26 protein-coding genes and 1 other RNA gene are annotated in these 25,741 nt (G+C 68.2%); 13 read left to right on the top strand and 14 right to left on the bottom strand.

Annotated elements, in window-relative coordinates; translation table 11 throughout:
• Positions 1 to 13: 13 nt before the first annotated feature.
• Both hrpB and L8K25_RS08835 read left to right on the top strand, forming a co-directional pair.
• Positions 14 to 2,488 (top strand): ATP-dependent helicase HrpB, encoded by a 2,475-nt coding sequence (gene hrpB / locus L8K25_RS08840; RefSeq protein WP_242138502.1) that lies wholly within the window; start codon positions 14 to 16, stop codon positions 2,486 to 2,488.
• A 9-nt stretch (positions 2,489 to 2,497) separates the two neighbouring features.
• Positions 2,498 to 2,779, top strand: a complete 282-nt coding sequence (locus L8K25_RS08835) for an ETC complex I subunit (RefSeq protein ID WP_242138501.1) — start codon at positions 2,498 to 2,500, stop codon at positions 2,777 to 2,779.
• 211 nt (positions 2,780 to 2,990) lie between these two features.
• Here the strand turns inward: L8K25_RS08835 and L8K25_RS08830 are convergent, their stop codons facing one another.
• From L8K25_RS08830 to L8K25_RS08815, 4 genes are read right to left on the bottom strand one after another with little or no spacing between them, the layout of a single operon-like run.
• Positions 2,991 to 3,503 (bottom strand): NUDIX hydrolase, encoded by a 513-nt coding sequence (locus L8K25_RS08830; protein WP_242138500.1) that lies wholly within the window; start codon positions 3,501 to 3,503, stop codon positions 2,991 to 2,993.
• A complete protein-coding gene (locus L8K25_RS08825) occupies positions 3,500 to 4,183 on the bottom strand; it encodes a TPM domain-containing protein (protein ID WP_242138499.1) in 684 nt (227 codons plus the stop codon). The genes L8K25_RS08830 and L8K25_RS08825 overlap by 4 nt, the downstream gene beginning before the upstream one ends.
• Positions 4,183 to 5,064, bottom strand: coding sequence for a TPM domain-containing protein (locus L8K25_RS08820; RefSeq protein WP_242138498.1), 882 nt, complete (start codon positions 5,062 to 5,064; stop codon positions 4,183 to 4,185). Before L8K25_RS08820 ends, L8K25_RS08825 begins: the two co-directional genes overlap by 1 nt.
• A gap of 25 nt (positions 5,065 to 5,089) precedes the next feature.
• The gene (locus L8K25_RS08815) at positions 5,090 to 5,686 is read right to left on the bottom strand and encodes a LemA family protein (RefSeq protein WP_242138497.1); all 597 of its coding nucleotides are present in this window, start codon (positions 5,684 to 5,686) and stop codon (positions 5,090 to 5,092) included.
• An 82-nt stretch (positions 5,687 to 5,768) separates the two neighbouring features.
• Between L8K25_RS08815 and mscL the strand changes: the two genes are divergently transcribed.
• Positions 5,769 to 6,197, top strand: a complete 429-nt coding sequence (mscL, locus tag L8K25_RS08810; protein WP_242138496.1) for a large conductance mechanosensitive channel protein MscL — start codon at positions 5,769 to 5,771, stop codon at positions 6,195 to 6,197.
• A gap of 139 nt (positions 6,198 to 6,336) precedes the next feature.
• Here mscL and L8K25_RS08805 read toward each other — a convergent pair whose 3' ends face one another.
• Positions 6,337 to 6,768: an Rrf2 family transcriptional regulator gene (locus tag L8K25_RS08805; protein WP_242138752.1), complete on the bottom strand. Its 432-nt coding sequence runs from the start codon at positions 6,766 to 6,768 to the stop codon at positions 6,337 to 6,339.
• 58 nt (positions 6,769 to 6,826) lie between these two features.
• On the opposite strand from L8K25_RS08805, the gene ssrA reads away from it, so the two are divergent.
• Positions 6,827 to 7,175: a transfer-messenger RNA gene (ssrA, locus tag L8K25_RS08800) on the top strand.
• 266 nt (positions 7,176 to 7,441) lie between these two features.
• Here ssrA and L8K25_RS08795 read toward each other — a convergent pair.
• Both L8K25_RS08795 and L8K25_RS08790 read right to left on the bottom strand, forming a co-directional pair.
• Entirely contained in the window at positions 7,442 to 8,836 is a 1,395-nt protein-coding gene (locus tag L8K25_RS08795) for a UdgX family uracil-DNA binding protein (RefSeq protein ID WP_242138495.1), read from the bottom strand.
• Positions 8,837 to 8,867: 31 nt separating this feature from the next.
• Positions 8,868 to 10,115 (bottom strand): putative DNA modification/repair radical SAM protein, encoded by a 1,248-nt coding sequence (locus L8K25_RS08790; RefSeq protein ID WP_242138494.1) that lies wholly within the window; start codon positions 10,113 to 10,115, stop codon positions 8,868 to 8,870.
• 83 nt (positions 10,116 to 10,198) lie between these two features.
• On the opposite strand from L8K25_RS08790, the gene L8K25_RS08785 reads away from it, so the two are divergent.
• Positions 10,199 to 11,413: a hypothetical protein gene (locus L8K25_RS08785; protein ID WP_242138493.1), complete on the top strand. Its 1,215-nt coding sequence runs from the start codon at positions 10,199 to 10,201 to the stop codon at positions 11,411 to 11,413.
• Here the strand turns inward: L8K25_RS08785 and L8K25_RS08780 are convergent.
• The gene (locus tag L8K25_RS08780) at positions 11,340 to 11,891 is read right to left on the bottom strand and encodes a hypothetical protein (protein WP_242138492.1); all 552 of its coding nucleotides are present in this window, start codon (positions 11,889 to 11,891) and stop codon (positions 11,340 to 11,342) included. The two genes, L8K25_RS08785 and L8K25_RS08780, sit on opposite strands and share 74 nt — an antisense overlap.
• Before the next feature lie 83 nt (positions 11,892 to 11,974).
• Here L8K25_RS08780 and L8K25_RS08775 point away from each other — a divergent pair, with 83 nt between their 5' ends.
• Positions 11,975 to 12,274 (top strand): hypothetical protein, encoded by a 300-nt coding sequence (locus tag L8K25_RS08775; RefSeq protein WP_242138491.1) that lies wholly within the window; start codon positions 11,975 to 11,977, stop codon positions 12,272 to 12,274.
• A 46-nt stretch (positions 12,275 to 12,320) separates the two neighbouring features.
• Here the strand turns inward: L8K25_RS08775 and smc are convergent, their stop codons facing one another.
• From smc to L8K25_RS08755, 4 genes are read right to left on the bottom strand one after another with little or no spacing between them, the layout of a single operon-like run.
• Complete coding sequence (gene smc / locus L8K25_RS08770; protein WP_242138490.1) at positions 12,321 to 15,734, bottom strand: chromosome segregation protein SMC; 3,414 nt, start codon at positions 15,732 to 15,734, stop codon at positions 12,321 to 12,323.
• A gap of 28 nt (positions 15,735 to 15,762) precedes the next feature.
• The gene (locus L8K25_RS08765; RefSeq protein WP_242138489.1) at positions 15,763 to 16,515 is read right to left on the bottom strand and encodes a thioredoxin domain-containing protein; all 753 of its coding nucleotides are present in this window, start codon (positions 16,513 to 16,515) and stop codon (positions 15,763 to 15,765) included.
• A 27-nt stretch (positions 16,516 to 16,542) separates the two neighbouring features.
• Entirely contained in the window at positions 16,543 to 17,265 is a 723-nt protein-coding gene (locus L8K25_RS08760) for a thioredoxin domain-containing protein (RefSeq protein WP_242138488.1), read from the bottom strand.
• Between the two features lie 3 nt (positions 17,266 to 17,268).
• Entirely contained in the window at positions 17,269 to 17,823 is a 555-nt protein-coding gene (locus L8K25_RS08755; protein ID WP_242138487.1) for a DciA family protein, read from the bottom strand.
• Positions 17,824 to 17,885: 62 nt separating this feature from the next.
• Here L8K25_RS08755 and L8K25_RS08750 point away from each other — a divergent pair, with 62 nt between their 5' ends.
• The 6 genes from L8K25_RS08750 to L8K25_RS08725 all read left to right on the top strand — a co-directional run bounded on the left by L8K25_RS08750 (position 17,886) and on the right by L8K25_RS08725 (position 22,843).
• The gene (locus L8K25_RS08750; protein ID WP_242138751.1) at positions 17,886 to 18,896 is read left to right on the top strand and encodes an A/G-specific adenine glycosylase; all 1,011 of its coding nucleotides are present in this window, start codon (positions 17,886 to 17,888) and stop codon (positions 18,894 to 18,896) included.
• The gene (locus L8K25_RS08745; RefSeq protein WP_242138486.1) at positions 18,896 to 20,239 is read left to right on the top strand and encodes a serine hydrolase domain-containing protein; all 1,344 of its coding nucleotides are present in this window, start codon (positions 18,896 to 18,898) and stop codon (positions 20,237 to 20,239) included. Before L8K25_RS08750 ends, L8K25_RS08745 begins: the two co-directional genes overlap by 1 nt.
• A complete protein-coding gene (gene nudC, locus L8K25_RS08740; RefSeq protein WP_242138485.1) occupies positions 20,236 to 21,105 on the top strand; it encodes an NAD(+) diphosphatase in 870 nt (289 codons plus the stop codon). Before L8K25_RS08745 ends, nudC begins: the two co-directional genes overlap by 4 nt.
• A gap of 94 nt (positions 21,106 to 21,199) precedes the next feature.
• On the top strand, positions 21,200 to 21,445 hold the full coding sequence (locus L8K25_RS08735; RefSeq protein WP_242138484.1) for an NUDIX hydrolase: 246 nt from the start codon (positions 21,200 to 21,202) through the stop codon (positions 21,443 to 21,445).
• Between the two features lie 82 nt (positions 21,446 to 21,527).
• A complete protein-coding gene (locus L8K25_RS08730; RefSeq protein ID WP_242138483.1) occupies positions 21,528 to 22,169 on the top strand; it encodes a zinc ribbon domain-containing protein in 642 nt (213 codons plus the stop codon).
• Positions 22,170 to 22,267: 98 nt separating this feature from the next.
• The gene (locus L8K25_RS08725; RefSeq protein WP_242138482.1) at positions 22,268 to 22,843 is read left to right on the top strand and encodes a cupin domain-containing protein; all 576 of its coding nucleotides are present in this window, start codon (positions 22,268 to 22,270) and stop codon (positions 22,841 to 22,843) included.
• A 16-nt stretch (positions 22,844 to 22,859) separates the two neighbouring features.
• Here the strand turns inward: L8K25_RS08725 and L8K25_RS08720 are convergent, their stop codons facing one another.
• Positions 22,860 to 23,750: a prephenate dehydratase gene (locus tag L8K25_RS08720; protein ID WP_242138481.1), complete on the bottom strand. Its 891-nt coding sequence runs from the start codon at positions 23,748 to 23,750 to the stop codon at positions 22,860 to 22,862.
• 155 nt (positions 23,751 to 23,905) lie between these two features.
• Between L8K25_RS08720 and L8K25_RS08715 the strand changes: the two genes are divergently transcribed.
• Positions 23,906 to 24,574, top strand: a complete 669-nt coding sequence (locus L8K25_RS08715) for a cytochrome c family protein (protein ID WP_242138480.1) — start codon at positions 23,906 to 23,908, stop codon at positions 24,572 to 24,574.
• Between the two features lie 240 nt (positions 24,575 to 24,814).
• Here the strand turns inward: L8K25_RS08715 and L8K25_RS08710 are convergent, their stop codons facing one another.
• Positions 24,815 to 25,708, bottom strand: a complete 894-nt coding sequence (locus tag L8K25_RS08710) for a TIGR00730 family Rossman fold protein (RefSeq protein WP_242138479.1) — start codon at positions 25,706 to 25,708, stop codon at positions 24,815 to 24,817.
• Positions 25,709 to 25,741: the final 33 nt, after the last annotated feature.

Below are 25,741 nucleotides of genomic sequence, written 5' to 3'. Positions count from 1 at the left end.
CACGGACGGCGGCATGAGCGGGCTTCCGATTTTCGCCGTCCTTCCCGACTTGCTCGCGACGTTGCGCGACGGCAGCAACGCCGTTCTCGTCGCGCCGCCGGGGGCCGGCAAGACCACCGCTGTCGCACCGGCGTTGCTGGGCGAGTCGTGGTGCACCGGCGAAGTCCTGCTGCTGTCGCCACGCCGCCTTGCCGCACGCGCGGCGGCCGAGCGGATGGCGGCGCTGGCGGGCGAGGCGGTCGGCAAGACGTTTGGTTACGCGACCCGGATGGATTCGAAGCGCTCCGCCATGACCCGGGTGACGGTGGTGACCGAAGGAATCTTCGTCGCGCGCATCCAGGACGACCCCGAACTCGCGGGCATATCGGCGGTATTGTTCGACGAAGTCCACGAACGGAGTCTGGACAGCGACTTCGGCCTGGCGCTCGCGCTCGATGCACAGGGCGGGTTGCGGCCTGATCTGCGGCTGCTCGCGATGTCGGCGACGCTCGACGGGTCGCGCTTTTCCGGGCTGATGGGCGACGCGCCGGTGATCGAAAGCGAAGGCCGGATGTTTCCGCTGACGCTGCGGCATCTCGGCCGCGCGGGCGAGCAGCGGATCGAGGATTCGGTTGCTGCGGCGATTCGGCTTGCGTTGCGCGAGGAAAGCGGCGGGGTGCTCGCCTTCCTGCCCGGCGTTGCCGAGATCGAACGGACCGCCGAGCGGCTCGAGGGACTTGGCAGCGGCATCGTGCTCCACAAGCTCCACGGCAGCCTCGATCCCGCCGCGCAGCGTGCCGCGATCGCGTCCGATCCGGGCGGTATGCGCAAAATCGTACTGGCGACCGCGATTGCGGAGACCAGCCTGACGCTCGACGGCATTCGCGTTGTGGTCGATTCGGGGCTGGCGCGGCGACCGCGCTACGACCGGGCGGCGGGAATGACTCGGCTCGTCACCGAGCGCGCGAGTCAGGCGGCGGTTACGCAGCGCGCGGGCCGCGCGGCGCGCCAGGGGCCGGGGGTCGCCTATCGCTTGTGGGAGGAAGCCGCCACCGCCGGATTGCCGCGGTTCGACCCGCCCGAGATCCTCGAAGCCGACCTGTCCGCGCTGACGCTCGACTGTGCCTTATGGGGCGTCGCCGATCCGCGCGCGCTGGCGTGGCTCGATCCGCCGACCGAGGCGGCGGTGCAGGAGGCCCGGACCCGACTGATGGCGCTCGACGCGATCGACGCCGATGGCCGCCCCACCGCGCATGGCAAGGCGATCGCGCGACTCCCGTTGGCGCCGCGGCTCGGCCACATGCTGGTGCGCGCGGGCGATCTGGGATTCGCGTCGACCGCGGCGGAGGTTGCAGTGCTGCTCGGCGAGCGCGGGCTCGGCGGCAGCGACGTCGACCTCGGATCGCGCCGGCGCCGATGGCATGGCGAACGGGGACAACGCGCCGAGGCCGGGCGCAAGCTGGCCAGGCGCTGGGCCGCGCTTTCTCCGACCCGCCTTCCCCCCGCGAGCGGAGAGCGGGACAAAGCGACCGCCACCGCGATCGCGCTGGCCTTCCCGGACCGGATCGCGCGCCGCCGTGACGCCTCGGGCGAGACCTGGGCGTCGGTCGGCGGGCGCGGGTTCAAGCTCGACCCGACCGCTAGCCTAGCCCGCGCGGAATGGCTGGCAGTGGCCGAAACGCAGGGACTCGCCTCGGGGGCGCGGATCCTGTCCGCTGCCGCGATCGACCTGCCGACGATCGACACGCTGTTCGGCGACCGGATCGCGACGCACCGCACCGTCACCTTCGACCCTACGACCGGGGGTGTCGTGACGAAACGCGAGCGCAGGCTCGGCGCGTTGCGGCTGTCGAGCGGACCGGACGCCACCGCCGACCCCGCTGCGATCACCACCGCGTTGGTCGACGGGATCAGGACGCATGGCCTTTCCTGTCTGCCGTGGAGCGACTCGGCGCAGGCGCTGCGCCACCGTGCCGCCTTCGCCGCCGCGCATGGCGGCGCGGACCTCGCGCTCGACGATGCCGCGCTGCTGGCGCGCGCGGACGAATGGTTGGTCCCGCTGCTCGAAGGCAAGCGGCGGCTCGACACGATCGAACAGGGGGCGCTGACCGATGCGGTGCGCGGGGTGATCGGCTGGGACGCGCTGACCGCGATCGACCGGCTTGCGCCGACGCACTTTCACAGTCCGGCCGGGAGCGGCCATGCTATCGACTACGCCGCCGAGGGTGGCCCGCGCGTCGAGCTTCGCCCGCAGGCACTGTTCGGGCTGGCGGCGCATCCGATGGTCGGCGGCGGGCGCGTGCCGCTGGTGCTGAGCCTCACCTCCCCCGCCGGCCGCCCGATCCAGACCACGCGCGACCTGCCCGGTTTCTGGGCGGGCAGCTGGGCGGACGTCGCGCGCGAAATGCGCGGGCGGTATCCGCGCCATCCGTGGCCCGACGACCCTGCCGCCGCCTCGGCGACGCTGCGGACGAAAAACGCAGATGCGCGCGCGCGCGAAGCACGATAAGGAGACGCCATGTCGACCGCCCGAATCTATCAGCGCCCCAAGAACGCCATGTCCTCCGGGCGTGCCCGCACCTCGATCTGGGTGCTCGATTTTGCACCCGCCGAACCCAAGGTCCCTGATCCGCTGACGGGCTGGGCAGGATCCGGCGACACGCGCGACCAGGTGCGCCTGACCTTCCCGACGCAGGAAGCCGCAGTCGCTTATGCCGAGCGCGAGGGGCTTGCGTTCACGATCGTTCCGGCGCCCGAACGTACGCTCAAACTGCAGAGCTACGCCGACAACTTTCGGTAGGACCGCCGTTACTTCAGGCCATGGCCTGCGCGTTATCGAACGCCGTGTGAGAGTAACCATGCGGCCCCGGTCTGCGCCGGGGTGACGCGCATGACCCTTGCGGTGGTCGTCAGAACTGCCGCCGTCACCCCGATGAAGGCCGGGGCCGGCGCGCTATCGAATGCCACGCGAGCACAGTGACGCCGCCCCGGCCTACGCCGGCATAACGGGCTTATGTCGCCAGCATCCCCGCCCCGAGCAACAGCAGCAACTTCACATCCATCGCCACCCCCGCTGCGCGCTTGGCTGCGACGAACGCTGCGATCTCGGCGACCGGGACGCGGTGGACGGTGATGTTCTCGCCTTCGACCCCGCCGCCATCGCCAATCCGGCGCAACCCGCGCGCGCGGACCAGCGTGAAGCCTTCCGACACCATGCCCGGCGAGGAATAGAAGAACCCGAGCGATTCGACGGAGTCCGGGCGATATCCGGTCTCTTCCTCCAGCTCGCGGGCGGCGGAATCGAGCACGTCCTCCCCCGCTTCCTCGTCGCCGACCAGACCGGCCGGCAACTCCAGGCATGGCTTGCCCAGCGGCACACGATATTGCTCGACCAGCAGGACATGCCCGTCGTCGATCGCGAGGATCACCGCCGCCTCGATTCCGCGGGCGCGGCCGACATATTCCCAGGTCCCGTCCTTGATGACCTTGATGTACTTGCCCGCCCACACCGTCGCTGCGGTCATAGTTCGATCAGCCTGTCGGGAAGTTCGTTGCGGTCGGTCTCGGTCTTGGGGAAGCTCTCGGACAGGATCGCGCCGATCCGCTCGACCGCCGCCGCCATGCCCGCGCCCGGCCTGCCGTCACGCGTCTCGTGCACCAGCGCCGCCATCGCGTCGCCCCAGCGCTCGGCCGGGACCGCACGGTGGATGCCCTCGTCCGCAACGATTTCGGCCATCCGTTCGTCGCGCGACAGATACAGCAGGATGCCGACCCGCGCTTCGGTCCGCCGCTCCGCGCCGACCTTGAAATACTGGATCGCCCGCCGCCGCACCCGCCGCCGCCGCGTCGCCTTGGGGACCAGCGCGAGCCGCAAGGGCATGTAGGACAGCGCCAGCCGCACCAGAAGGAACACCAGCGTCTCGACCACCAGCAACGCGCCGAGCAACAGCCGTGGATCGGGTGCCGCGTCCCACCCTTGCGTAAAGCCGCTGAGCCACAGCTCGATCCGCAGCGGATCGACCGCGGCGAGCGCGACGACCAGCAGCATCGCGAGGATCGCCACCTGCAGCGCCGCATCATGATAGGAATCAGAGCGTTCGGTGACGATCGTCACGATCTCGCCGTCGGTGCCATGTTCGGCGGCCTCGACTGCGGCAAGCACGCGCGCATGATCGTCGGGCGTCAGCCGTGGTGTCCGTGCCATCACCAATCCCCCGATGCGCCGCCGCCGCCGAACGATCCGCCGCCGCCGCCGGTAAAGCCGCCGCCGCCCCAGCTGCCGTCGGATCCGCCATCGGATCCGCCGCTGCCACTACCGCCGCCCCAGCCACCACCTCCACCGGCCCCGGTGCCTCCGCCCCAGCCGCCGAGCGTCGCGCCCCAGAGAATCGCGGGCGCGATCCCGCTGCGATACTGCTGCCCACCACCGCCGCGCCGCCGCAAAGCGGAGAGCAGGACGAAACCGATCACCATGCCCCAGAAGATCAGTCCGAACGGAATCCCCCCGCCGCTGTTGGTCGAGCGGCGATGTGTCTTGTCGAACGCCGCCGCCGCGGCATCGGTCGCCGCCTTGGCTTCCTCGGGCGAGGCGCGCAGCTGCTTGATCAGCGCATCTGTGCCCGCTTCCATCGCGCCGGGAATGTCCCCCGACTGCGACAGTTTGGGGATCATCTGCTCGCGGATCACGCGCCCGGTGAAGGCGTCGGTCAGGAACGGTTCGAGCCCGTAGCCGACCTCGATCCGCGGCCCGCGATGCCCCTTGGGTTCGTTGGGCGCGATGAACAGGATCGCGCCATTGTTGACGTCCTTCAGTCCGACGCCCCAGGCGCGGCCGAGCCCGACGCCATATTCCTCGAGCTCGCGCCCCTCGAGGCTGGGAATGGTCGCGACGATCAGCTGGCGCTTGGTGTCCTTCTGCAACGCCTCGAGCTTGGCGGTCAGGTCCGCCTCGGTCGCGGGCGGCAGGACGTTCGCCGCGTCGACGACCAACCCGGTGAACTTCGGATAGGTCTGCGCGTCGGCGGCGGTGGTGACGGTGCCGAACAGCACCGCCACCGCGAGCAGGAACGATTTCAGGATCTGCATCGGACGGGCCCTCTGAGCCCCATGATCAATTGCTGTTGCCGAAGTTCACCGTGGGCGCGGCTTCGGCACCGGGGGTCGTCGCCTTGAACGGAACGAGCGGCTTCGCCCCGTAAAAAATCTTCGCACCGATCGCATCGGGGAAGGTCCGGATCGTGGTGTTATAGCTCTGCACCGCGCCGTTGTAATCGTGGCGGGCGGTCGAGATACGGTTCTCGGTACCCTCGAGCTGGTCCATTAGAGTCGCGTAATTCGCCTGGCTCTTGAGCTCGGGATAGGCTTCCTGGAGCCGCTGGAGCGACACGGTCACGTTGGACTGCGCCTTCTCATAGGCGGCGACCTTGGCCGGATCGTTGAGCTGGTCGGGCGTCAGCTTGACCTGGTTCGCGCCCGCGCGCGCCTGTGTCACTTCGACGAGGATGCTCTTTTCCTGTGCGCCGGCGGCTTTCACCGTGGCCACGAGGTTCGGAATGAGGTCGGCCCGGCGCTGGTAATAATTCTCTACGTCGGCCCATTTGGCCTTGGCGTTTTCTTCCTGCGTCGGGACGCTGTTGAGCCCGCAACCGGACAGCGATGCCGTGAGCGCCAGACCGGCCGAGGCGACGAACAGGGTGCGGTACTTCATTGTTAGGATCCCTCCAGACCTTGCGCCCCCATGATAGCGGGGTACGATGGCCACGCGAAACGAAATCGGTTGGGGACGATGTATGTTCAAGGAGTTCAAGGCCTTCATTGCGCGCGGAAACGTGCTGGACCTGGCCGTCGCGGTGATCATCGGCGCGGCGTTCGGCAAGATCGTGACGTCGCTGACCGACGACGTGATCATGCCGGTGATCGGGCGCCTGACCGGGGGGCTGGACTTTTCGAGCTATTTCCTGGTGCTGGGCAAGGTGCCGGGCGCGCTTGCCGGGTCGTCGGATTATGCCGCCCTCAAGAAAGCCGGCGTGCCGTTGCTGGGGTATGGCGCGTTCCTGACCGCCGCGGTCAATTTCGTGATCGTCGCGTTCATCATCTTCTTGATCGTGCGTGGCGTAAACCGCCTGATGCCGAAACCGCCGGAAGTCCCCGCCGAGCCGGTCGAACCCGCCGACGTGACGCTGCTGCGCGAGATCCGGGATGAACTGAAGCGGCGGTAATCCGCCCGTCACCCCGGCGAAGGCCGGGGCCGCCGTGTTATGTGGCGCGACCGACAATACGGCACGCCGCCGCGCCTGGGTAACGACACGGCCCCGGCCCTCCCTAGGGTGACTCGAGTATCATCCTGCAAGCGCCCCGTCAGGCCGCGACCAGATCCTCGGCGATCGAATCCGCGAGGCTGGTCCCGTCGAGGATCCGCGCGGTCTCATCGCGGACGCGCATCATCGCGTGGCGGATTGCGCAGGTCGCCTCGTCCTTGCAGTCCTTGCACGAGCGATAAGCGGTACGGCTGACGCACGGGACCAGCGCGAGCGGCCCCTCGATCACGCGGATGATCTCGCCCAGTGAAATCAGGTGGGTCGGACGCGACAGGCAGTAGCCGCCCATCTTGCCGCGGTGGCTGTGGAGGAACCCCGCCTCGCGCAGGTCGGCGAGGATCAGTTCGAGAAACTTGCGCGGGACGTTTGCTTCCGCGGCGATCCGGTTCATCGGGATCGGCGGGCTCCCCTTGGGAGCACCAGCCAGGAACATCATCGCGCGCAGGGCGTAGCGGGACCGTTGGGTAAGCATGATACTATAGCCCATGCACCGCTTTTGTGGCGAGTCAAAGGCGCTGACCTAATTTTGTACGCTTCCCATTCGTGCGGCAATGCCTATATCGGTTCTGCCGGGTTCGCCCGGCTATGGCGATAAAGTGCGGCGTGCAATAGATACAACGGACCCGGGGGCAGTACCCGGCGGCTCCACCACAACCGGCCACGGCTTTCAGCCAGACCGGTCATGACGGGGCCGAAGCAGGATCGACGTGTTTCGAAAAGCGCTGTTTTTTCCCGGGCTGAGTAACCTGTAAAAGGCTCAAAACCACAAGTGCAAACGATAACGAAGCACTCGCGATTGCAGCGTAACTCAAGGCCTCACGGTCTAGGTTACTAAGCTAAGCGCGGTTCGGGCCGCACCGGGCAACAGAAGCGGACACCGGCGGTACGGGGAGCACCGAGCAACAGAAGCTCCCCACCTATCTTTATCCTAATGAACGATGGATCCTCCGGGTTAGCTTGGGTTTGATCCTGGCGTCAGAAGCCTTGGAGAGCGGCGACTACGCCTCCCACATACTGTTTTCCCGCGAAAGCGGGAATCCAGGGCCAGGCAGAATGACCGACGATAGCGTTCGCGACTCCTGGGCTCCCGCCTTCGCGGGAGAACACATGAGGTTTCGAACAAGTCTTGCATGACAGGATGGGCCTCACCCGGCAAACCCCGCCACCCCGGCCCCCGCCATCCGCAGATCCTCGACGAACCGCCCGAACTCCACCTCTGCGGCCGCCGGATCGGGCAGGCGCAGCAGGTAGCTCGGATGCACCGTGATCCAGCACGTCCCGCCATCGGCCAGCGCAATCGGCCGCCCACGCTCCTTCAAGATCGTCACCACCCGCCCGAGCAGACTCCGCGCCGCGGTCGCCCCCAGCGCGACCGTCACCTGCGGCTTGACCAGCAACCGCTCCTGCTCGACCCACCAGCGACACGCCTCGATCTCCCCCGCACCGGGCTTCGAATGGATTCGCCGCTTGCCGCGTTGCTCGAACTTGAAGTGCTTGACCGCATTGGTGACATAGGTGCGCGTTCGGTCGACCCCAGCCGCCGCCAATGCACGGTCGAACAATTGCCCCGCTGGACCAACGAACGGCCGTCCTGCCAGATCCTCCTGGTCGCCGGGCTGCTCACCGACGAACATCAGCGGCGCATCGACCGGGCCTTCGCCGAACACGGTCTGCGTCGCCGGCCCATAAAGCGGGCAGCGCGTGCATGCGGATGCCTCGTCGCGCAGCGCATCCCACGCGATCACACTATTGCCGCCGACCTCGTCCCTTGCCTTCGCGATCATGCCTGACTCCCGTGCCTGCGCCGAGGCGATCAGCCCTGGGACCAGCGCGGTCTCGGGCATGTTCTTCCAGTATTTCCGCGGCATCTCCTTGAGCATCGCACCGATCTTGACGCGCGCCGGGTTGAAGATCGACGCGTAATAGGTCTTCCACACATCCTCGATCGGGTCGCCCGCTGGCGCATCCGCCTTCGATGCGCCCGGCCCCTCGGCAAGCGTCGTGCCGTCCCAGTGGATAGCGATCTCGGGGGTCAGGATCGACCAGTGCATGCTGGCGAAGCGATCGAGGAAGAAGCCGGCATTGTAACGGACGATATGATGCTCGGGCTCGAACCATGCGACGAACCGCGCCTTCTCCTCCTCCTCGACCTCGCGAAAGCGCACGAACGCGCGCATCTTGTGGATGTCCTTGCGCACCTCGCGCGCGAAGCCTTCGAGCTTGCGGACCAGCGGGTCGGCCTTGTCCTCGACCGCGCCGGGCCGGTCGCGCAGCCGCACCAGCAGCGTATAGAGCAACGCAAACCGCTCGGGATCGCTGTGCAGCAGCGCCTTGCGCGCAAGATCGACGAAGCCGCGCGATACCGAGAAGGCGGGCGCGTCGCTGTGCGGCAGCGGCAGATCCTCGCCGAACAGGTCGACCGGCGCGTCGCCGACCTGCCACGTCACGTCCGAAGGCGCGACCCCGGCCACCGCCAGCCCGCGCGCAGCCTCGCGCCAGCCGTCGAAATCGTCCGGCTCGGCCAGCGTTACCCTGTGCATCGTATCATCCTCCCGATCGGGCCTTTGCCCGTCAGGCGAACAACTCCAGTTGCTTCACCTTGGGTGCAACGACAGGCCGCAATTCCGCCTTGTCGCTGAGCGCAAGCGGTCGCCAGTCCTCCGCGATCAGGAACGGGCGCAGCTTGGTGATCGACACGGTCAGTCGCGCGACATCCGCGAGGTGCAGCCGCCGCCAGCGGCGTGCGGCGAGGATCGAGTTGACGGCCTTCACCCCCAGCCCTGGCACGCGCAACAACCGCTCGCGCGGCGCGCGGTTGACGTCGACCGGGAAGATCGCGCGATGCTTGAGCGCCCAGGCGAGCTTCGGGTCGATGTCGAGCGGGAGCATCCCCGTCGTCTCGTCCGCCGCCGACACGACTTCCGTCGAGGTATAGCCGTAGAAGCGCATCAGCCAGTCCGATTGATACAGCCGATGCTCGCGCATTAGCGGCGGGCGCTGGAGCGGGAGCACGGTACTGGCATCCGGGATCGGGCTGAACGCCGAATAATAGACTCGGCGCAGATCGAAGCTGTTGTACAGCGACGAGGCACGCATCACGATGTCGCCGTCGGTCGCGGCATCCGCGCCGACGATCATCTGGGTCGATTGCCCCGCGGGCGCGAAGCGTGGCGCGGACTTGAACTTCTTGCGGGCATCAGTCGCGTCGATGATCGAGGTCTTGGTCTCCGCCATCGCATCCTCGATCCGCACCGCCGACTTTTCGGGCGCAAGCCGCTTGAGCCCCGAGACGGTCGGCAGCTCGACGTTGATCGACAGGCGATCGGCATGGAGCCCAGCCTGCTCGACCAGCGCGGGATCGGCATCGGGAATCGTCTTGAGATGAATATAGCCGCGGAAATTATGATCCTCGCGCAGGGACCGCGCGACCTCGACCATCTGCTCCATCGTGTAGTTGGACGAGCCAATGATCCCCGAGGAGAGGAACAGCCCCTCGATATAATTGCGCTTGTAGAAGGACAGGGTGAGGTTGACGACCTCCTGCGCGGTGAAGCGCGCACGGCGGACATTCGAGCTCTTGCGGTTGATGCAATAATGGCAGTCGAAGATGCAGCTGTTCGTCAGCAGGATCTTGAGCAGCGAAATGCACCGTCCGTCGGGCGCATAGGCATGGCAGATACCCATCCCGCCATCGGTCGACCCGACGCCCTTGCCGTCGCGTGACGTCCGCTTGACGGAACCCGAGGAAGCGCAGGAAGCATCATATTTCGCCGCGTCCGCAAGGATCGCAAGCTTTTGCTGGACATCGAGTTGCGCCATGATGTTCTCTCTACGTTCCTTTTCGCCTTCTGTCGACGGTTTAATCCCGGCGATATAAGGCGTTGCCTTCGAAGGAGGCGATCATGAACGGCTGGGCGAAGCGGATCGATCCACGCTGGGTGCTGGCAATCACCTGCCTGCTCGGCTGGGCGTTCAAGGGGCATTGCGGCGCCTATTGGCTCGGCGACATCCAGTATCTCACAGGATGTTACAGCGATGCGGTGCCGTTCTGGGGACTGCGCGGGGTTTCGGCAGGGCAGATCCCGTACCTCGAGGCGCGGATGGAATATCCGGTGCTCACCGGTTGGCTGATCTGGGCGGAGGGGCTCGTCACGCGAACGCTGTTCGGGTCGGGCGCAACGGCGGCGCATTTCCTGTTCGTTGTCGCTGCGGTCAATGCCGGGCTGGCGTTCCTGGTCCTCGCAATGATGCGACGGGCCAGAGTCGATCGCACACGGCAATTTGCATGGGCAGGCGCGCCGCCGCTAGTCCTGTATCTCGGGCATAATTGGGACATGCTTGCGGTGACGTTTGCGGTCGCCGCGGTGCTGTTCGCGCGGCGCGGCGGCCTGCGGATCGCCACCGCGCTGGCGGCACTGGGCAGTGCCGCCAAACTGTTTCCGGTGCTGCTGCTTCCGGTCTTCGGGCTGGCAGCGCTGTTCGCTCGCGGGGGCGGCGGGGTCTGGCGACGGGTCGGCGCAGCGACAGTCCTGGCGGCCATAGCCATCGGTAGCTGGGGCCTGGTGAATGCACCGATCGCGGTTCAAGCCTTCGCCAACTGGTCGGAATTCTACACCTTTTCTTCCGCGCGATCCGGCACGGCGGCGTCGGTCTGGGAAATCCTGGCGCAAGCGGGCTGGTGGGTCACGCCGGTCCCGACACGCAACCTGTGGTCCGGCCTGGTCTTCCTCGGCGGGGCCGCGATGATCGTCGGGCTGGGCTGGATCCGCCACCGAGCGCGGCCGTGGCTGCTGTTCGCGCCAGTGCTCGCCTGGTTCCTGTTGACCAACAAGGTCTATTCCCCCCAGTTCGACTTGTGGCTCTATCCGATGCTGGTCCTGACGAGTTATCGGCTGTGGCCGGTGGCGTGGTTCGCGCTGGGCGATATCGCGGCGTATTTCGCCGAATTCTGGTGGTTCGCGGGGATCGATGGATATCATCCCGCGGCATCGTCGTCGGACATTGCCGTCGCAGCGACGTTCCGCGCCGCGTCGATGCTGTGGCTTATCGGGTCGTCGTTGCTACGACCGGCGCCCGCATGGGTTCTGTGTCCGCGGACGGCCCCCGACACGGCTTGACGTCGAGCGCGCGTCCCTGCGCCGCCCACAAGGCGCGTTCGAACGTCACGTCATGCTTAGATCCGAACAAGCGGACCGCCTTGCCATCGACCGCCTCGGCTTGCGCGACGATCCGGATCCAGCGCGCCCCGCCCGATACTTCGATCTGCGCATCGAGCATGAAACCCGTGCAATCGCGGATCGCCTCCAGTCGCGCGAGTTCGAGATCAATCCGCGACTGACGCGTATAGCGCCCCGCAATTTCTCGGCGGTCGATCTTTACGCCGCGCGGAAGTCCGAACAGGTCGTACACGCCGTCGCTCCATGCCAGCGCGTGCGACAGCAGGTCGCATTCCCACAACCCCATGGTCGCAGATACGGGCGCAGGGATCGGGGTCAGCGGGGCGCAGGCGCTGCGCACCCGCAACGGCGCATCTCCGACGCTCGCGGTGCGCTGACGCTCGGTTGCATTGGCGGGATCTTCCCGAATGTCGTACACCGTAGGCACTCACTTATGTGGCACTGCAACTTAATCGACATCAACACGTTGCGCCTTAACAACAAGTTTCCAGGGAACCCCTCATGCGCAAATTCCTCCTCTCGCTCGCGGCCGCATCGCTGGTCGTTCCGGTCAGCATGACCCTGCCGACGACCAAGGCCGAAGCGAAAAAGCGCTATTACGGGCATGCGCGTCGCCATTACCGTACGTGCCGCCATTCGAGCGGAACGACCGGCCTCGTCGCGGGCGGCGTCGGTGGTGCGCTGCTCGGCAATTCGGTGCTCGGCCATGGTGCGCTTGGTACGATCGCCGGTGGTGTCGGCGGGGCGTTCGCGGGTCGCGCGATCGATCGCACGATCACCGCAAAGAACCGCTGCCGCTAATGCCGCCTCCGTCACCCCGGGTTGGCCCGGGGTGACGGCCCGGCGCCTATTCCGCCGCCAGTAAGGTTTCGGCCGCACTGAGATCTACCGAGACCAGCCGGCTTACACCTTGCTCGATCATGGTCACGCCGAACAGCCGGTGCATCCGGCTCATTGTCACCGCATTGTGGGTGACGATCAAATAGCGCGTTTCGGTTTCGCGGGTCATGACGTCGAGCAGGTCGCAGAACCGCTCGATATTGGCGTCGTCCAGTGGCGCATCCACCTCGTCGAGCACGCAGATCGGTGCGGGGTTGGTCAGGAACAGCCCGAAGATCAACGCCACGGCGGTCAACGCCTGTTCCCCACCCGACAGCAACGTCAACGATTGCAGCTTCTTGCCCGGCGGCTGCGCCATAATCTCGAGCCCGGCCTCCAGCGGATCGTCGGAATCGACCAGTTCGAGATGCGCGCTACCGCCGTTGAACAGCGTCGTGAACAACCGCCGAAAATGCCCGTCGACCGCCTCGAACGCAGCGAGCAGCCGCTGCCGCCCCTCGCGGTTGAGCGTGCCGATTGATCCGCGCAGCCGGTTGACCGCCAACCCCAGTTCCTTGCGCTCGGCGGCATTCCCCTGCGACGCTGCCTCCAGATCGGCGAGCTCGCTCTCCGCGACGAGGTTGACCGGGCCGATCCGCTCGCGATCGACGTTCAGTTTCTCATGGGTTGCGGATTCCTCGGCCGGCGCGCGCACCGTCGCGCCGTCAAAGCCGACTCGTTCGGGCAACAGCACCGAGGGGCATTGGAAGCGCTCGCCAGCGAGCCGGTTCATCTCGATCCGGCGCAGTTCCTGGTTCTCCGCGCGCGCCGCCGCGCCAGCGCGCGCCTCGCGCGCCTGCGCGAGTGTTTCGGCAGCGGCGGCGGCGGTTGCTTCGGCGGCGCGGAGCGCCACGTCGGCGCTGCGTTCGGCCGCCTGGGCGGCATCGGCATCGGTGCGCGCGGTGGCATGGGCCGCTTCCAGCGCGACGACGTCGGCCGCGAGCGCCTCGGGACGACCGGCCAGCGCCTTCGCTTCCACCAAGAGCGCCGCGTCGCGCTTGTCCATGTCCGCGATCCGCTTGGCTGCCTCGCCCGCGCGCGTACGCCAGCCCTTCACTTCTGCCGCCATCGCCGCGAGGCGTTCACGCGCGCTGCCAAGGTCGCGGTCGACCCCGGCGCGGTCGGCACGTGCGGTGGCAATCTCGGCGCGACGGTGCTCGGCTTCGCGCGAGAGGTCAGCCACGCGCGCGCGCGTGGCGCTGCCATCGGGAAGCGCTGCGTGCGTCGCGGCGGCGCGCGTTGCTTCAGCGGCGGCTTCGGCATGATCCGCCTCGACCCGCGCGCGCCGCGCCGCCAGGTCGGTGCGTTGCGCCTCGATCCGCTCGATTGCGGCGGTCGCGCGGTCTTCGGCGCGCGCTGCGTCGCGCGCGCGACTCTCCGCGCTCTCGAGCAACCGCCGTGCCGCGACCGCCGCAGTTCGCGCCTCGGCGATCGCCGCATCGATCCGTGCGAGTTCGGCATCGGCGGAGTCGACCGCACGCACTGCCGCCGGCCGCTGATCCTCGATCGCGCGCAACCGGTTCATCCGCTCGAGCCGCTCGGCCGCCGCAGCCCCGCCCGATTTGGCGACATAGCCGTCCCAGCGCCGCACGCTCCCGCGCAGCGTCACCAATCGTTGCCCGACCGCGAGCGCGACACCGTCATCGCTGTCCACCACGAACACCTGCGACAGCCGCCGCGCCAGCGCCGGCGGGGCGACGACGTGGGTCGCGAGCGGCACCGTGCCAGGCGGCACGGCCGGATCTTCGGGCTGCGCATCGGCGCCCGCCCAGAACCGCTCGGCCACCGGATCGAGCCCGGCCTCCAGATCATCCCCCAACGCCGCCGCGAGCGCGCGTTCATAGCCCGGATCGGGCCGCATCCGGTCGAGCACGCGGTCGCGCCCGTCGCGTTTGGTCGCGCGCGTCAGCGCCGCCGCCTCGCTGTCGAGCGCCGCCAGATCGGCATGCGCGCCCGACCGCGTCGCCTGCGCCCGGTCGCGCTGATCGCGCGCACCGCGTTCGTCGGCATCCGCGCGCGCGAGACCGGCGCGCGCATCTTCCCCATGTTGCAACGCCTGCGCGCGGGCTTCCTGCGCCATCGCGCGATCCTTCAGCAGCGGTGCCGCATCGCCCAACGCAGCCGCTTCCGCCGTCACCCGGGCGAGATCGCGCGCGCTGCGATCGGCGCGCGCGCGCGCTGCGGCGAGCGCCGCCTCGGCCACGCGCGCGTCCGCTGCCTCGGTCGCCTGTGCGGCAAGCCCCTGCGCCAGCGCCACCTCCGCGTCGCGCCCGGCGCGTTCCGCTTCGGCCTGGCGCGCCTCCAGCGCCGGAACGCGCGCCGTCATTTCGGCCAGCCGCGTCTCGGTGGCACGCGTTTCCTCGGTCAACCGCGCGATCGCCCCGGCGGCATCGTGCGCAAGCGCGCCTTCGCGCAACCGGTCCTCCGCCAGCCGCGCGCGTCCGGCCGCAAGTTCATCACGCCGCCGCACCGCCGCCGCCTGCTCGCTCCGCAAGGTCGCCAGGCGATGCGCCGCGTCGCTTGCCGCATCGCGCATCGCCTGTGCGGCCGCGCGCGCGGTCCCCAACGCCTCGGTCGCGGCAAGCGCATAGGCCGCCGCCGCGCGCTGCGCCTCGGCCGCATCGGACACACGCGCCTCGCAGGTTGCCGCCTCGGCCTTCGCCGCATCGGATGCCGCCTGCGCATCGCGCCAGCGCGCGTAGATCATGCGCGCTTCGGCGGCGCGGATCTGGTCGGACAGCGCGCGATAGCGTTCGGCCTGTTTCGCTTGACGCCGAAGCGATGCGGCGCGCGCGTCCTGGTCCGAAATCAGTTCATCGAGCCGCGCGAGATTGGCCTCGGTCGCGCGCAGTTTCTGCTCGGCGTCGCGGCGACGAACGTGGAGCCCCGCGATCCCGGCGGCTTCCTCGAGCATCGCGCGGCGCTCGGCGGGCTTGGCGGCGATGATCGCGCCGATCCGCCCCTGGCTGACCAGCGCGGGCGAATGTGCGCCCGTCGCCGAATCCGCGAACAACAGCGCAACGTCTTTCGCGCGAACGTCACGCCCGTCGATCCGGTAGGCCGACCCCGTCCCGCGCTCGATCCGGCGGACGACTTCACTCTCCTTCGGCCCCGCCGCCCCGGGCGTTTCGATCAGCATCGAAACTTCGGCGAAATCGCGCGCCGGACGGGTGGACGTCCCCGCGAAGATCACGTCGTCCATCCCCGCCCCGCGCAGCGACCGCGCGGACGTCTCCCCCATCGTCCAGCGGAGCGCCTCGAGCAGGTTGGACTTGCCGCAGCCGTTGGGCCCGACGATTCCGGTCAGCCCGGGTTCGATCCGCAGATCGGCGGCGTCGACGAAGCTCTTGAACCCCGACAGCCTGAGCCGCTTGATCTGCATCCCCCCGGGCCTCCCGCCCCCTGCCAGATCAGCCGCCGGCGCGCTTGAGCGCTTGTTCCAGCTGCGGCCAGGCCGGACCGGTCGGCTGCAGCTCGACCGGCTCGTTGTTGATCAGGAAGGTCGGCGTGCTCTGGACGTTGTGATCCGCATTGGCCTTGGCGGTCGCCTTGGTCAGTGCATCGAGCTGAGTCGAATCTCCCAGGCACGCGCGCGCCTTGGCGTCCGGAACGCCGCGCTGCTTGACGAAGTCGAGATAGCCGAGATCCTGCGCGAAGGTCGTCGCGATCGTTTGCGGCGAGGCGCCCTGCATGCCCTGGACCTTCTGGCCGACCTCCTGCTCCTTCGCGAGCAGGGTCTGCTGGTTCGCCATCATCGCCTCGAGCAGCGGGAAGAACGCGCTTTCATCGACGCAGTGGCCGAGCAGGATCGGCGCGATGTCGAGCGCGCCATGGATCGGATAATCGCGGAACTCGTAGGAAACCTTGCCGTTCGCAACATATTGCGCCTTGAGCAGCGGGAAGCCTTCGGCCTCGAACTGCGCACAGAACGGGCAGGCGCGCGAGCCATATTCGACCAGCTTGATCGGCGCATCGGGGTTGCCCATGCGATAGCCATAGTCGCCGGTCTTGACGACCGTGTCGGTCCAGCTCTTGCCGGCGGGGGCGGCCTTCGCGGCGACCGGTGCGCTGGCGGCGGTGGTGTTGCCGCTGCCGGACGTGCCGCTACCGCAGGCTGCCAGCACGAGAGCGGGAAGCGCGAGCGCCAGGATACGGGTTTTCATCGTGGAATAGCTCCTAGGGTGACGGGGTTATCGGGCGGCAAGCGCGGTCTTGAGCACGGGTTCGAGCGCATCCCAGCTATACACGTTGGGCAGCAGCTTGCCTCCAAGGACAAAACTCGGCGTCCCGCTGATCTTGTAGCTCGTCTGTGCGGCATTGGCGCGAGCGACGATTCCGTCGACCGCCTTGGTATTGGCGAGGCAGGCCGCCGCCGCCGGACGCGTCAGGCCCATCTTCACCGCCAGATCGGTATAGCCGTAGAATTCCGCGAGATAGGCCGCTACCGCATTGGGCGTCGCTTTCTCCAGTTCCTTGCCCTTGGCGTCGGGGATCTGCGCATCGCGCCCGACCAGCGTCTTCTGCTGCGCCATCATCGCCTGCAACAGCGGGAAAAACCGCGGCAGCGGCACGCAATCGCCGAGCAGCATCGGCCCCAGATCCAGCGCGCCGTGCACCGGGTAATCGCGGAATTCGTAGCTGACCTTACCCGTCGCGACATAACCCGCGACGAGCTTGGGCGCGCCGTCGATCGCGAAGGCGGCGCAGGTCGGGCAGGTGCGCGCACCATATTCGACCAATTTGACCTTGGCGTCCGCATTGCCCATCCGCACGCCGCCTTCCGGCGTCCGCACCACCGTCCGCGTCCAGTCGACCGCAGCCCGGCGCGCCGGCGCGTGCCGCACGGGTGCTGCGCCCAGCGGCGCGACCATCGCAACGGTCGCCAGCGCGGCGACCCACCCCAAGTTCCGCATCCGTTATTCCCCGATCACCGGCGCGCCGCGCGACGCCGCCACCCCTGCCGCAAGCGCTTCGAGCACCGCCTTCAATTCCGGATCCGCGATCGTCCGCAGGCTCGCGCCGAGCTCGACCGGCGCGGGCGGGAGCACCGGCGGGGGCGTGCGCCTGGGCCGGCTGATCACGTCGCCCTGCCGGATCTGCACCTTGGCGATCGCGGCATAGCCGAAGAAGCGATTGACCCGCTCGATGATCTCAGGCGCGATATGCTGCATCATCGTCGCATGCGCGCCGCGCACGACGAGGTTGAGCGTCCCGCCGGTGCGTTCGCCGTGCGGGAACTTGATCGATTCGGGCGCGGAGACGTTGGCGTAGCGCGGCCCGACGATCTCGCCCCAGCGCGTGACGACCGCGCTCTGGACGAAGCCGAAACGGCGGAAGGCGGCGCGTCCCGCGTCGGGCAAAAGCTCGGCGACCGAACGCGCGCGGCCGCCGCGGCGATGCTCGGGCTGCGCGGGCGGAAGCTTTGTCTTGGTGGGGGCCTTGGTGCCGCTGGTGCTCATTGCGCCGTCCATGCCATAGCGGGGCCGTGTCCGCCAAGCGTCCTTCCCATATCGCCCGTCATTTGCCCCTACATCTGCTCGCCTGGTACGACGCCCATGCGCGCACGCTGCCGTGGCGCGCCGCCCCAGGCAGCAACGCGCCCGATCCGTATCGCGTTTGGCTGTCCGAGATCATGCTCCAGCAGACGACAGTCGCCGCGGTCACCCCGCGCTTCGCCGAGTTCGTCGCGCTCTGGCCGAGCGTCGAGGCGCTCGCCGCGGCGCCGGAGGGCGATCTGATGGCGGCGTGGGCGGGGCTTGGCTATTATGCCCGCGCCCGCAACCTCCATGCCTGCGCGCGCGCCGTGGTCGCGGCGGGCGGGTTCCCCGAAACCGAGGCGGGCCTGCGCGCGCTCCCCGGGGTCGGCGCCTATACCGCCGCCGCGATCGCCGCGATCGCGTTCGGGGAGCGCGCGGTGGTAATCGATGCGAACGTTGCACGTGTCGTCGCGCGGCTGTTTGCTATAGAAACCCCTCTTCCCAAAGGGTTAGCAGAAATTCGCACAGCGACCGACACGATCACCCCGGACACGCGCGCGGGCGATTTTGCGCAGGCGATGATGGACCTCGGGTCGAGCGTCTGCACCCCGCGCGCACCGCGCTGCCTCGCCTGCCCGCTGTCGGCGGAATGCGCCGCCTACGCCCGGGGCAATCCCGAGGGTTTCCCGATCAAGCAGCCAAAGGCAGTCAAGCCGCAGCGCCACGGCACGATCTTCTGGCTCGAGCAGAACGACCGCGTGCTGCTCGTCCGCCGCCCGCCGCGCGGGTTGCTCGGCGGGATGCGCGCCTTGCCGACGGGGCCGTGGACAGAAGCACCGCCCGGCCTCGCCGATCCGCCGGTGGCCGCCGCCTGGACGCTGCTTCCCGATACGGTGGCGCATGTTTTCACGCACTTCCGGCTGGAACTGTCGCTTGCCGTGGCGCGCGGGCGTGGGCATGGCGATTCGGGTGAATGGTGGCCCGTCGCCGAGCTCGACTCGGCCGGGCTGCCGACGGTCTTTGCCAAGGCGGCGACGACGATACGGGCGGCAAACAGGAGAGCGTGATGATTCGGTATCTGGTTTCAGGAACTACCCTTGCCGCCCTCATGGCCGGCACCGCATTTGCCCAGCAACCCGCGCCGACGATGGCACCCCGCCCCGCCGCGCAGACCGAAGCGCGCGGCGCGACCGCGCCGGCGCTGCCCGCCACGCAGAAGCTGTTCGCCGACTATATCGCCGCCAACAAGATGCCCGGCATCGTCGGCGTGATCGGGCGCGGCGATGCGCCCCCCGCTGTCATCGCCGACGGCAAGCTGGGCGACGAACCCGGCGCGGCGATGACCGATGCCGACAGCCTGTGGCGCGTCTATTCGATGACCAAGCCAATCACCGCGATGGCGGCGATGATCCTGATCGAGGAAGGCAAGATCGGCCTCGACCAGAAAGTCAGCGATTTCATTCCCGCCTTCAAATATATGAAGGTCCAGGTCAGCCCGGATTCGCTGGTCGCGCTGCCCGCCACGCATGCGATGACGATCCGCCAGTTGCTCACCCACACCGCCGGGCTCGGCTACACCATCATCACCAAGGGCCCGCTGCTCAAGGCCTATGAGGACGCGGGAATCACCCCGTTCACCTCGGACGCGAAAAGCGAGGCGCAGATGCGGCTCAAGCGCCCCGCGACGCTGGAGGCGTTCGCCAACAAGGTCGCGACGCTGCCGCTGATCGCCGAGCCGGGCACGCGCTGGAGCTATTCGATCGGCCTCGACGTGATGGGCCGCGTGATCGAGGTTGCGAGCAAGATGCCGTTCGACCGCTTCCTCGAGACGCGGATCTTCAAGCCGCTCAAGATGAAGTCGACCTATTTCACCGTGCCGCAAGCCGACGCGCGCCGGCTCGCGACCGGCTATGCGATCCTCGGCGCGAACCGTGTCCCGCTCGATCCGGCCGCGACCTCGGTCTATCTGCAGAAGCCGAGCTTCCCTTATGGCGGCGCCGGGCTGGTGATGTCGGCGGGCGATTACGACCGCTTCCTCCACATGCTCCAGAACGGCGGCACGCTCGACGGCAAGCGGATCCTCAAGCCAGCGACCGTCGCGCTCGCGATGTCCAACCTGCTCCCGCTCGGCGTGGTCTATCCGGGCGCGGTCTCGGCGACGGGGGGCACGACCAACCCGCAGGGCTTCGGCGCGGGGGGCTCGGTCACGCTGTACGACGCGCCCGGTGGTCCGGCGAAGGGCACGTACGGCTGGGGCGGCGCTGCGGGGACGATCGCCTGGGTAGACCCGGTCAACAAGGTTCGCGCGACGATCATGGTCAACTATCTGCCGAGCGACAAATACCCGCTCCGCGCGGATGCGACCAGGGCGATCTACGCCGACCTCGCACCGGTCCTGGCCAAGCGGTGATCGCTCCGGGGTTTACGGGCGGGACGCTCGACCGGGCGGACGCGCTGCGCCACGACGAAGCGGGGCTCGCCGCGCTGACCGGGGACTGGCGCTCGCGGCTGCTCCGGCTCGACGGGTTCGATCCGGTGCTGATGGGCGACGGCACGCTCGGCTGGACGACGCTGGCCGACGTGCCCGACGGGGCCGAGCTCGTGCTGCTCGGGCTCGACGAGGCCGGGCGCGGGCATTTCGCGGCCTACATCCCCGGCATGCGCGCGCCGCCCGGGCGCTCGCCCCGGCTGTTCGGGCTGCTCGGCCAATTCGCGCCGGGCGAGGCGGCAACCTATGCCGCCGCGCGCAGCGTGCTCGACTGGCACAGCCGGCATCAGTTCTGCGCGAATTGCGGGACGCAGACCGCGCCGTTCCGCGCGGGCTGGGGCCGCCGCTGCCCGAATTGCAACGCGGAGCATTTCCCGCGCGTCGACCCCGTCGTCATCATGATCGCGGAGCATGACGGGCGCGCGCTGCTCGGTCGCCAGCCGGCCTTCCCGCCGGGGCGCTATTCGGCGCTCGCGGGGTTTCTCGAACCGGGCGAATCGATCGAGGAAGCGGTCGCGCGCGAGATTATGGAAGAAGCGGGCGTGCGGGTGCGCGACGTGCGCTATATCGCGAGCCAGCCGTGGCCGTTCCCGTCCTCGCTGATGGTGGCGTGCGTTGGCATGGCCGAGAACGACACGATCACGCTTGATACCAACGAGCTGGAAGATGCGATCTGGGTCTCGCGCGAGGATGTGCGGACGGTGCTCGCCGGGGGCGACGGACCGTTCCTGCCGCCGCCTGCCTATGCGATCGCGTTCACGCTGCTGACGGCGTGGGCGGAGGGGTAACGGCTTTTCCCTCCCCTCCCTGGAAGGGAGGGGAGCAACGCAAGCCCCTACCCCCGCACGCGCGCCTGTCGATCCGTCCCCAGCACGCGCACTCATGGTGCGCGACGTGCGGGATATCGCGAGCGAGCCGTGGCCGTTCCCCTCGTCGCTGATGGTGGCGTGCGTCGGCATGGCCGAGAACGACACGATCACGCTCGACGCCAATAAGCTGGAAGACGCGATCTGGGTCTCGCGCGAGGATGTGCGGACGGTGCTCGCCGGGGGCGACGGGCCGTTCCTGCCGCCGCCCGCCTATGCGATCGCGTTCACGCTGCTGACGGCGTGGGCGGAGGCCACGTAAAAGTCTGGCTCCGGCAAGGTAAACATGGCTTGTTTGCCAGAAGCGCGCCGTCGTGGCGCGCTTTGGCAACGAGGGGGCTGTCATGTTTCTTTCCTGGGGATCGTCGCATAAAGCGGCATATGTCGGCGATGCGGGCGTACGGCATTGTAATGCTTGCGACGAAGACTCCGCGTTCGCGCACTTCGTCGAGTATACTGTGCGGCACCTGTACTGGGTCTTCCGCTGGACGACGGGGCGCAACCCGGTGCTGGTATGCGAAAATTGCAACACTACCTACTCCGCCGGTGCCGAAGATTTCGATTCCGCCGAAACCGGCAAGGCGATCCCGCTGTGGGATCGCCGGGGCTGGATGGTCGGCGCAGGCGGTATCGCCGCATTGATCGCCACGCTGCCGTTCGCGCGCGTGGCGGACACCGCCATCGACAAGCTCTTTGTCGCGGACCCGCGCGCGGGCGACCTTTACGAAACCAACCTCGCCAAGCTGATGCCCGATCCCGATGCACCGCGGATGTACGGGGCGATGCGCGTCGTCCGCGCCGACTCCCGCACCGTAGAGGTCGAGATGCCAAAGGCCTATTACGGAGACCTTCTGAGCGTGCAACGCGATGTCAGCGTCGGCAAGACCGACGATGCATCCTATTATGCCCCGGAACACCTGACGTTCTCGCGGGACAGCATCAGGAAGCTGTATGCAGACGGCGTGGTCGAAAACGTGAGGCGATAGGCAAACGAGGCGAAGCAAGCTCGTAACGCTAGGGGAATGAAGTCGCTGGCGGACGGTTTTTGGTGTAGGATCGGCGCAGTAGTTCGGGGAGACCGTCGATGCTGCGCCGATCGCTTCTGTCCGTTCCCGCGCTCGCGGTGTTCGCGCCGATCCTGACGCAGGCGCGCGCCGCAGTAAGGGCGGCGATTCCCGGCAAGGTTGCCGCCGACGCGGACCGCGAGGGCAAGATGCGCGCGATCGGGCTCAGCACCACGCGCTACAAGGTGCTGACCGACGATACCGCAGGCGCGCTGTTCGTGCTCGAACAGGCGAACGACCGGAAGGGCGGACCGCCGCGACATCTCCACCACGGCGAGGACGAATTGTTCTTCGTGCTCGAGGGCGATTATGTCGTCGAGGTCGGGGATACGCGCCATTGGCTCGCCCCCGGCGATTGCGTGCTCGGCCCGCGCGGGATTCCGCATGCCTGGGCGTTCGCGGGCACGACACCCGGGCGATTGCTTATCTCCTTCGCCCCCGCGGGCAAGATGGAGGCGTTCTTCGCGCAGCGCGGCAAGACGCTCAAACCCGGGCAGTATGGTAGCACCGCGCAGGATGCCGCAGTGATGCGCGCGTTCGGGATGGAGCTGATCGGACCGGGGGTCTTGCCCGAGCACCTCGTCCGGCCCGCCTGAGCGCCGGACGCAGGCGTCAACCGCGCACGCGCGCCTGTCGATACGTCCCCAGCACGCGCACCCATTTCGAATGGAAGGTGAGTTCCGCGAGCGCGCGGCCGAGCCCAGGGTCGCCGGGCCGCCCCGCGACGTCGGCGTAGAATTCGGTCGCCGCGAAGCTGCCGCCGCGCTGGTAGCTTTCGAGCTTGGTCATGTTGACGCCGTTGGTCGCGAACCCGCCCATCGCCTTGTACAGCGCGGCGGGGACGTTGTTCACCTCGAAGATCAGCGTCGTCATCCACTCGCCGTCGCCGGTCGGCTCATGCCCCTCGCGCGCGAGCACGACGAAACGCGTGGTGTTGTGCTCGGCATCCGCAATGTCGCTCGCGAGCGTCTCGAGCCCGTACAGCGCCGCCGCGCCAGGGGGCGCTAACGCCGCCAGCGCAGGGTCGCCGCGCTCCGCCACCACCGCCGCCGCGCCGGCGGTGTCGGGATAGGAGGCGGGCAGTATCCCGCGCTCGCGCAGCCACAGCCGGCATTGCCCGAGCGCCTGCGGATGGCTCACCGCCTCGCGCACGCCCGCCAGCGGGCCGGTCCCCATCAGCGCGTAGCGAATCGCGAGGAAATGCTCGCCGGTGATGACCAGCCCCGATTCGGGGAGCAGGAAATGCATGTCCGCCACCCGACCGTGGAGCGAGTTCTCGATCGGGATGATCGCGCAATCCGCGCGGAAATCGCGCACCGCCTCGATCGCGTCGGCGAAATCGAAGCACGGCAGCGGGAGGCCGTCGGGGAACGCCTCGCGCGCGGCGATATGCGAATTCGCGCCCGGCGCGCCCTGAAACGCGACCGCGCGGCTCGGGTCGGCGGCGGCGGCGGCGGTCATCTCGGCGACGATCGCGCGGGCGGGGGCGGCGAAATTTTCCATATTGGCTCGGCGCGTACCGTTCCCGGGTCCGGACGGCAAGCGGGTGCAACCCCGGTACACGCACGGCTTGCGGTCAGCCCCATGCGAATCTATGCACGAAAGTATCATAGCGGCCCCGGTGAGGGCCGGACATCGGCAGGGGCAGCGGCAACCATATGGATAATCGCACCAATACGATCGCAGGCTGGGTGCTCGGCACCATGGGGCTCGCGCTCGCACTGACGATCGGCGGCAACATGTTGGTCAAGCCGATCAAGGCCGAAAAGGCCGGTTATCCGATCGAAGCGCCCGCCGACGACGCCGCTGGCGGCGGTGCCGCCGCCCCCGACGAACCGATCGCCGCGCTGCTCGCCAAGGCCGATGCGGCGCACGGCGCCGAAGTCTTCAAGAAGTGCACCGCCTGCCATTCGATCGCGCAGGGCGGCGCGAACGGGATCGGGCCGAACCTGTATGCGACGGTCGGCGAGGGGATCGCGCAGGGCAAGGCCGGTTATGCCTTCTCCGACGCGCTCAAGACGGCGGGTGCGGGCAAGAAGTGGACCTTCGACGAGCTCAACAAGTGGCTCACCTCGCCGCGTGGCTATGCGGCGGGCACCAAGATGACCTTCGCCGGGCTGACCGCGGGCAAGGACCGCGCCGACGTGATCCTGTATCTCAACCAGCAGGGCTCGAACGTACCGCTTCCACCGCCCCCGGCAGGCGCACCGACCGCGACCGACGCCAAGGCACCGCCGGCGGCGGGCAAGGCCGATCCGGGCGGCAAGGCGTCGCCGAGCGTCGAGGGGCTTGGCAACACGACGGTTCCGGCGGCGGCGGGGAAGTAAGGCTGCTCCCCGACGAGGCATGACCGCTGCGAAACCATAGCTGTTCTCCCGCGAAGGCGGGAGTCCAGGAGTCGCGAGAACGGTCAGCCGTTGTTTTGCTGCACGCTGGATTCCCGCCTTCGCGGGAAAACAGCCAATGACGGGTCGTTACCGACTTTCCCAGAGAATTCGCGAAGGCCAGGGTCGAGGGCTGCGGGCGCAGCGCCCGATACCCTTTTCCTGCCTCCGCAGCAGTCCGGATCAGTCGCGGTCGCGGTAGAAGGCCTGAACCACGTCCCAGCCTTCCTGCGCCGTCTCGACGAAGGTGAAGATCGACAGGTCCTTGGCGCTGACCACGCCTTCCTCGACCAGCGCGTCGAAATTGACGACGCGGTTCCAGAATTCGCGACCGTAGAGCAGCACCGGGATCGGCGCGATCTTGCCGGTCTGGATCAGCGTCAGCAGCTCGAACAATTCATCGAACGTCCCGAACCCGCCCGGGAATGCCGCCAGCGCGCGCGCGTGGAGCAGGAAGTGCATCTTGCGCAGCGCGAAATAGTGGAACTGCATCGACAGCGACGGGGTGACGTACGGGTTGGGCGCCTGTTCGTGCGGGAGCACGATGTTGAGCCCGATCGATTCATGGCCTGCGTCGGCCGCGCCGCGATTGGCGGCTTCCATGATCGACGGTCCGCCACCCGAGCAGACGACGAAGTGGCGCTTGCCCTCGGTATCGACCGGGAAGCCGCTCGCCAGCTGCCCGAGTTCGCGCGCGACGTCGTAATATTTGGACTTGGCGACGAGATTCTCCGCGATGCGGATCGCCTGCTCGCGGTCGCCCTCGGCATTGTGCGCGATGTCGAGCAACGCCTGCGCCTTGGCGGGCTCGGGGATGCGTGCGGAGCCGTACATCACGAAGGTCGAGGCGATGTTGGCCTCGTCCATGATCAGCTGGGGTTTCAGCAATTCGAGCTGGAAGCGGATCGGGCGGAGATCCTCGCGCAGCAGGAAATCCATGTCCTGGAAGGCGAGGCGATACGCCGGGTTTTCGGTCTGGGGGGTGCTGACACCGGTCTTGGCCTGTTCGGCGTCGGTGCGGGCGGCGGGGAATACGCGCGAAGGAACGTGCGTGTCGTGCTTGGGGGACTGACTCATCTGCGCCAAATAGGCGTTTCGGCGGCGGATTTG

Origin of the sequence: Sphingomonas sp. TREG-RG-20F-R18-01 (genome assembly GCF_022662475.1) — a bacterium.
In the GTDB taxonomy this organism is placed as follows: Bacteria; Pseudomonadota; Alphaproteobacteria; order Sphingomonadales; family Sphingomonadaceae; genus Sphingomonas.
This window is presented reverse-complemented; position numbering and strand designations above follow the sequence as displayed.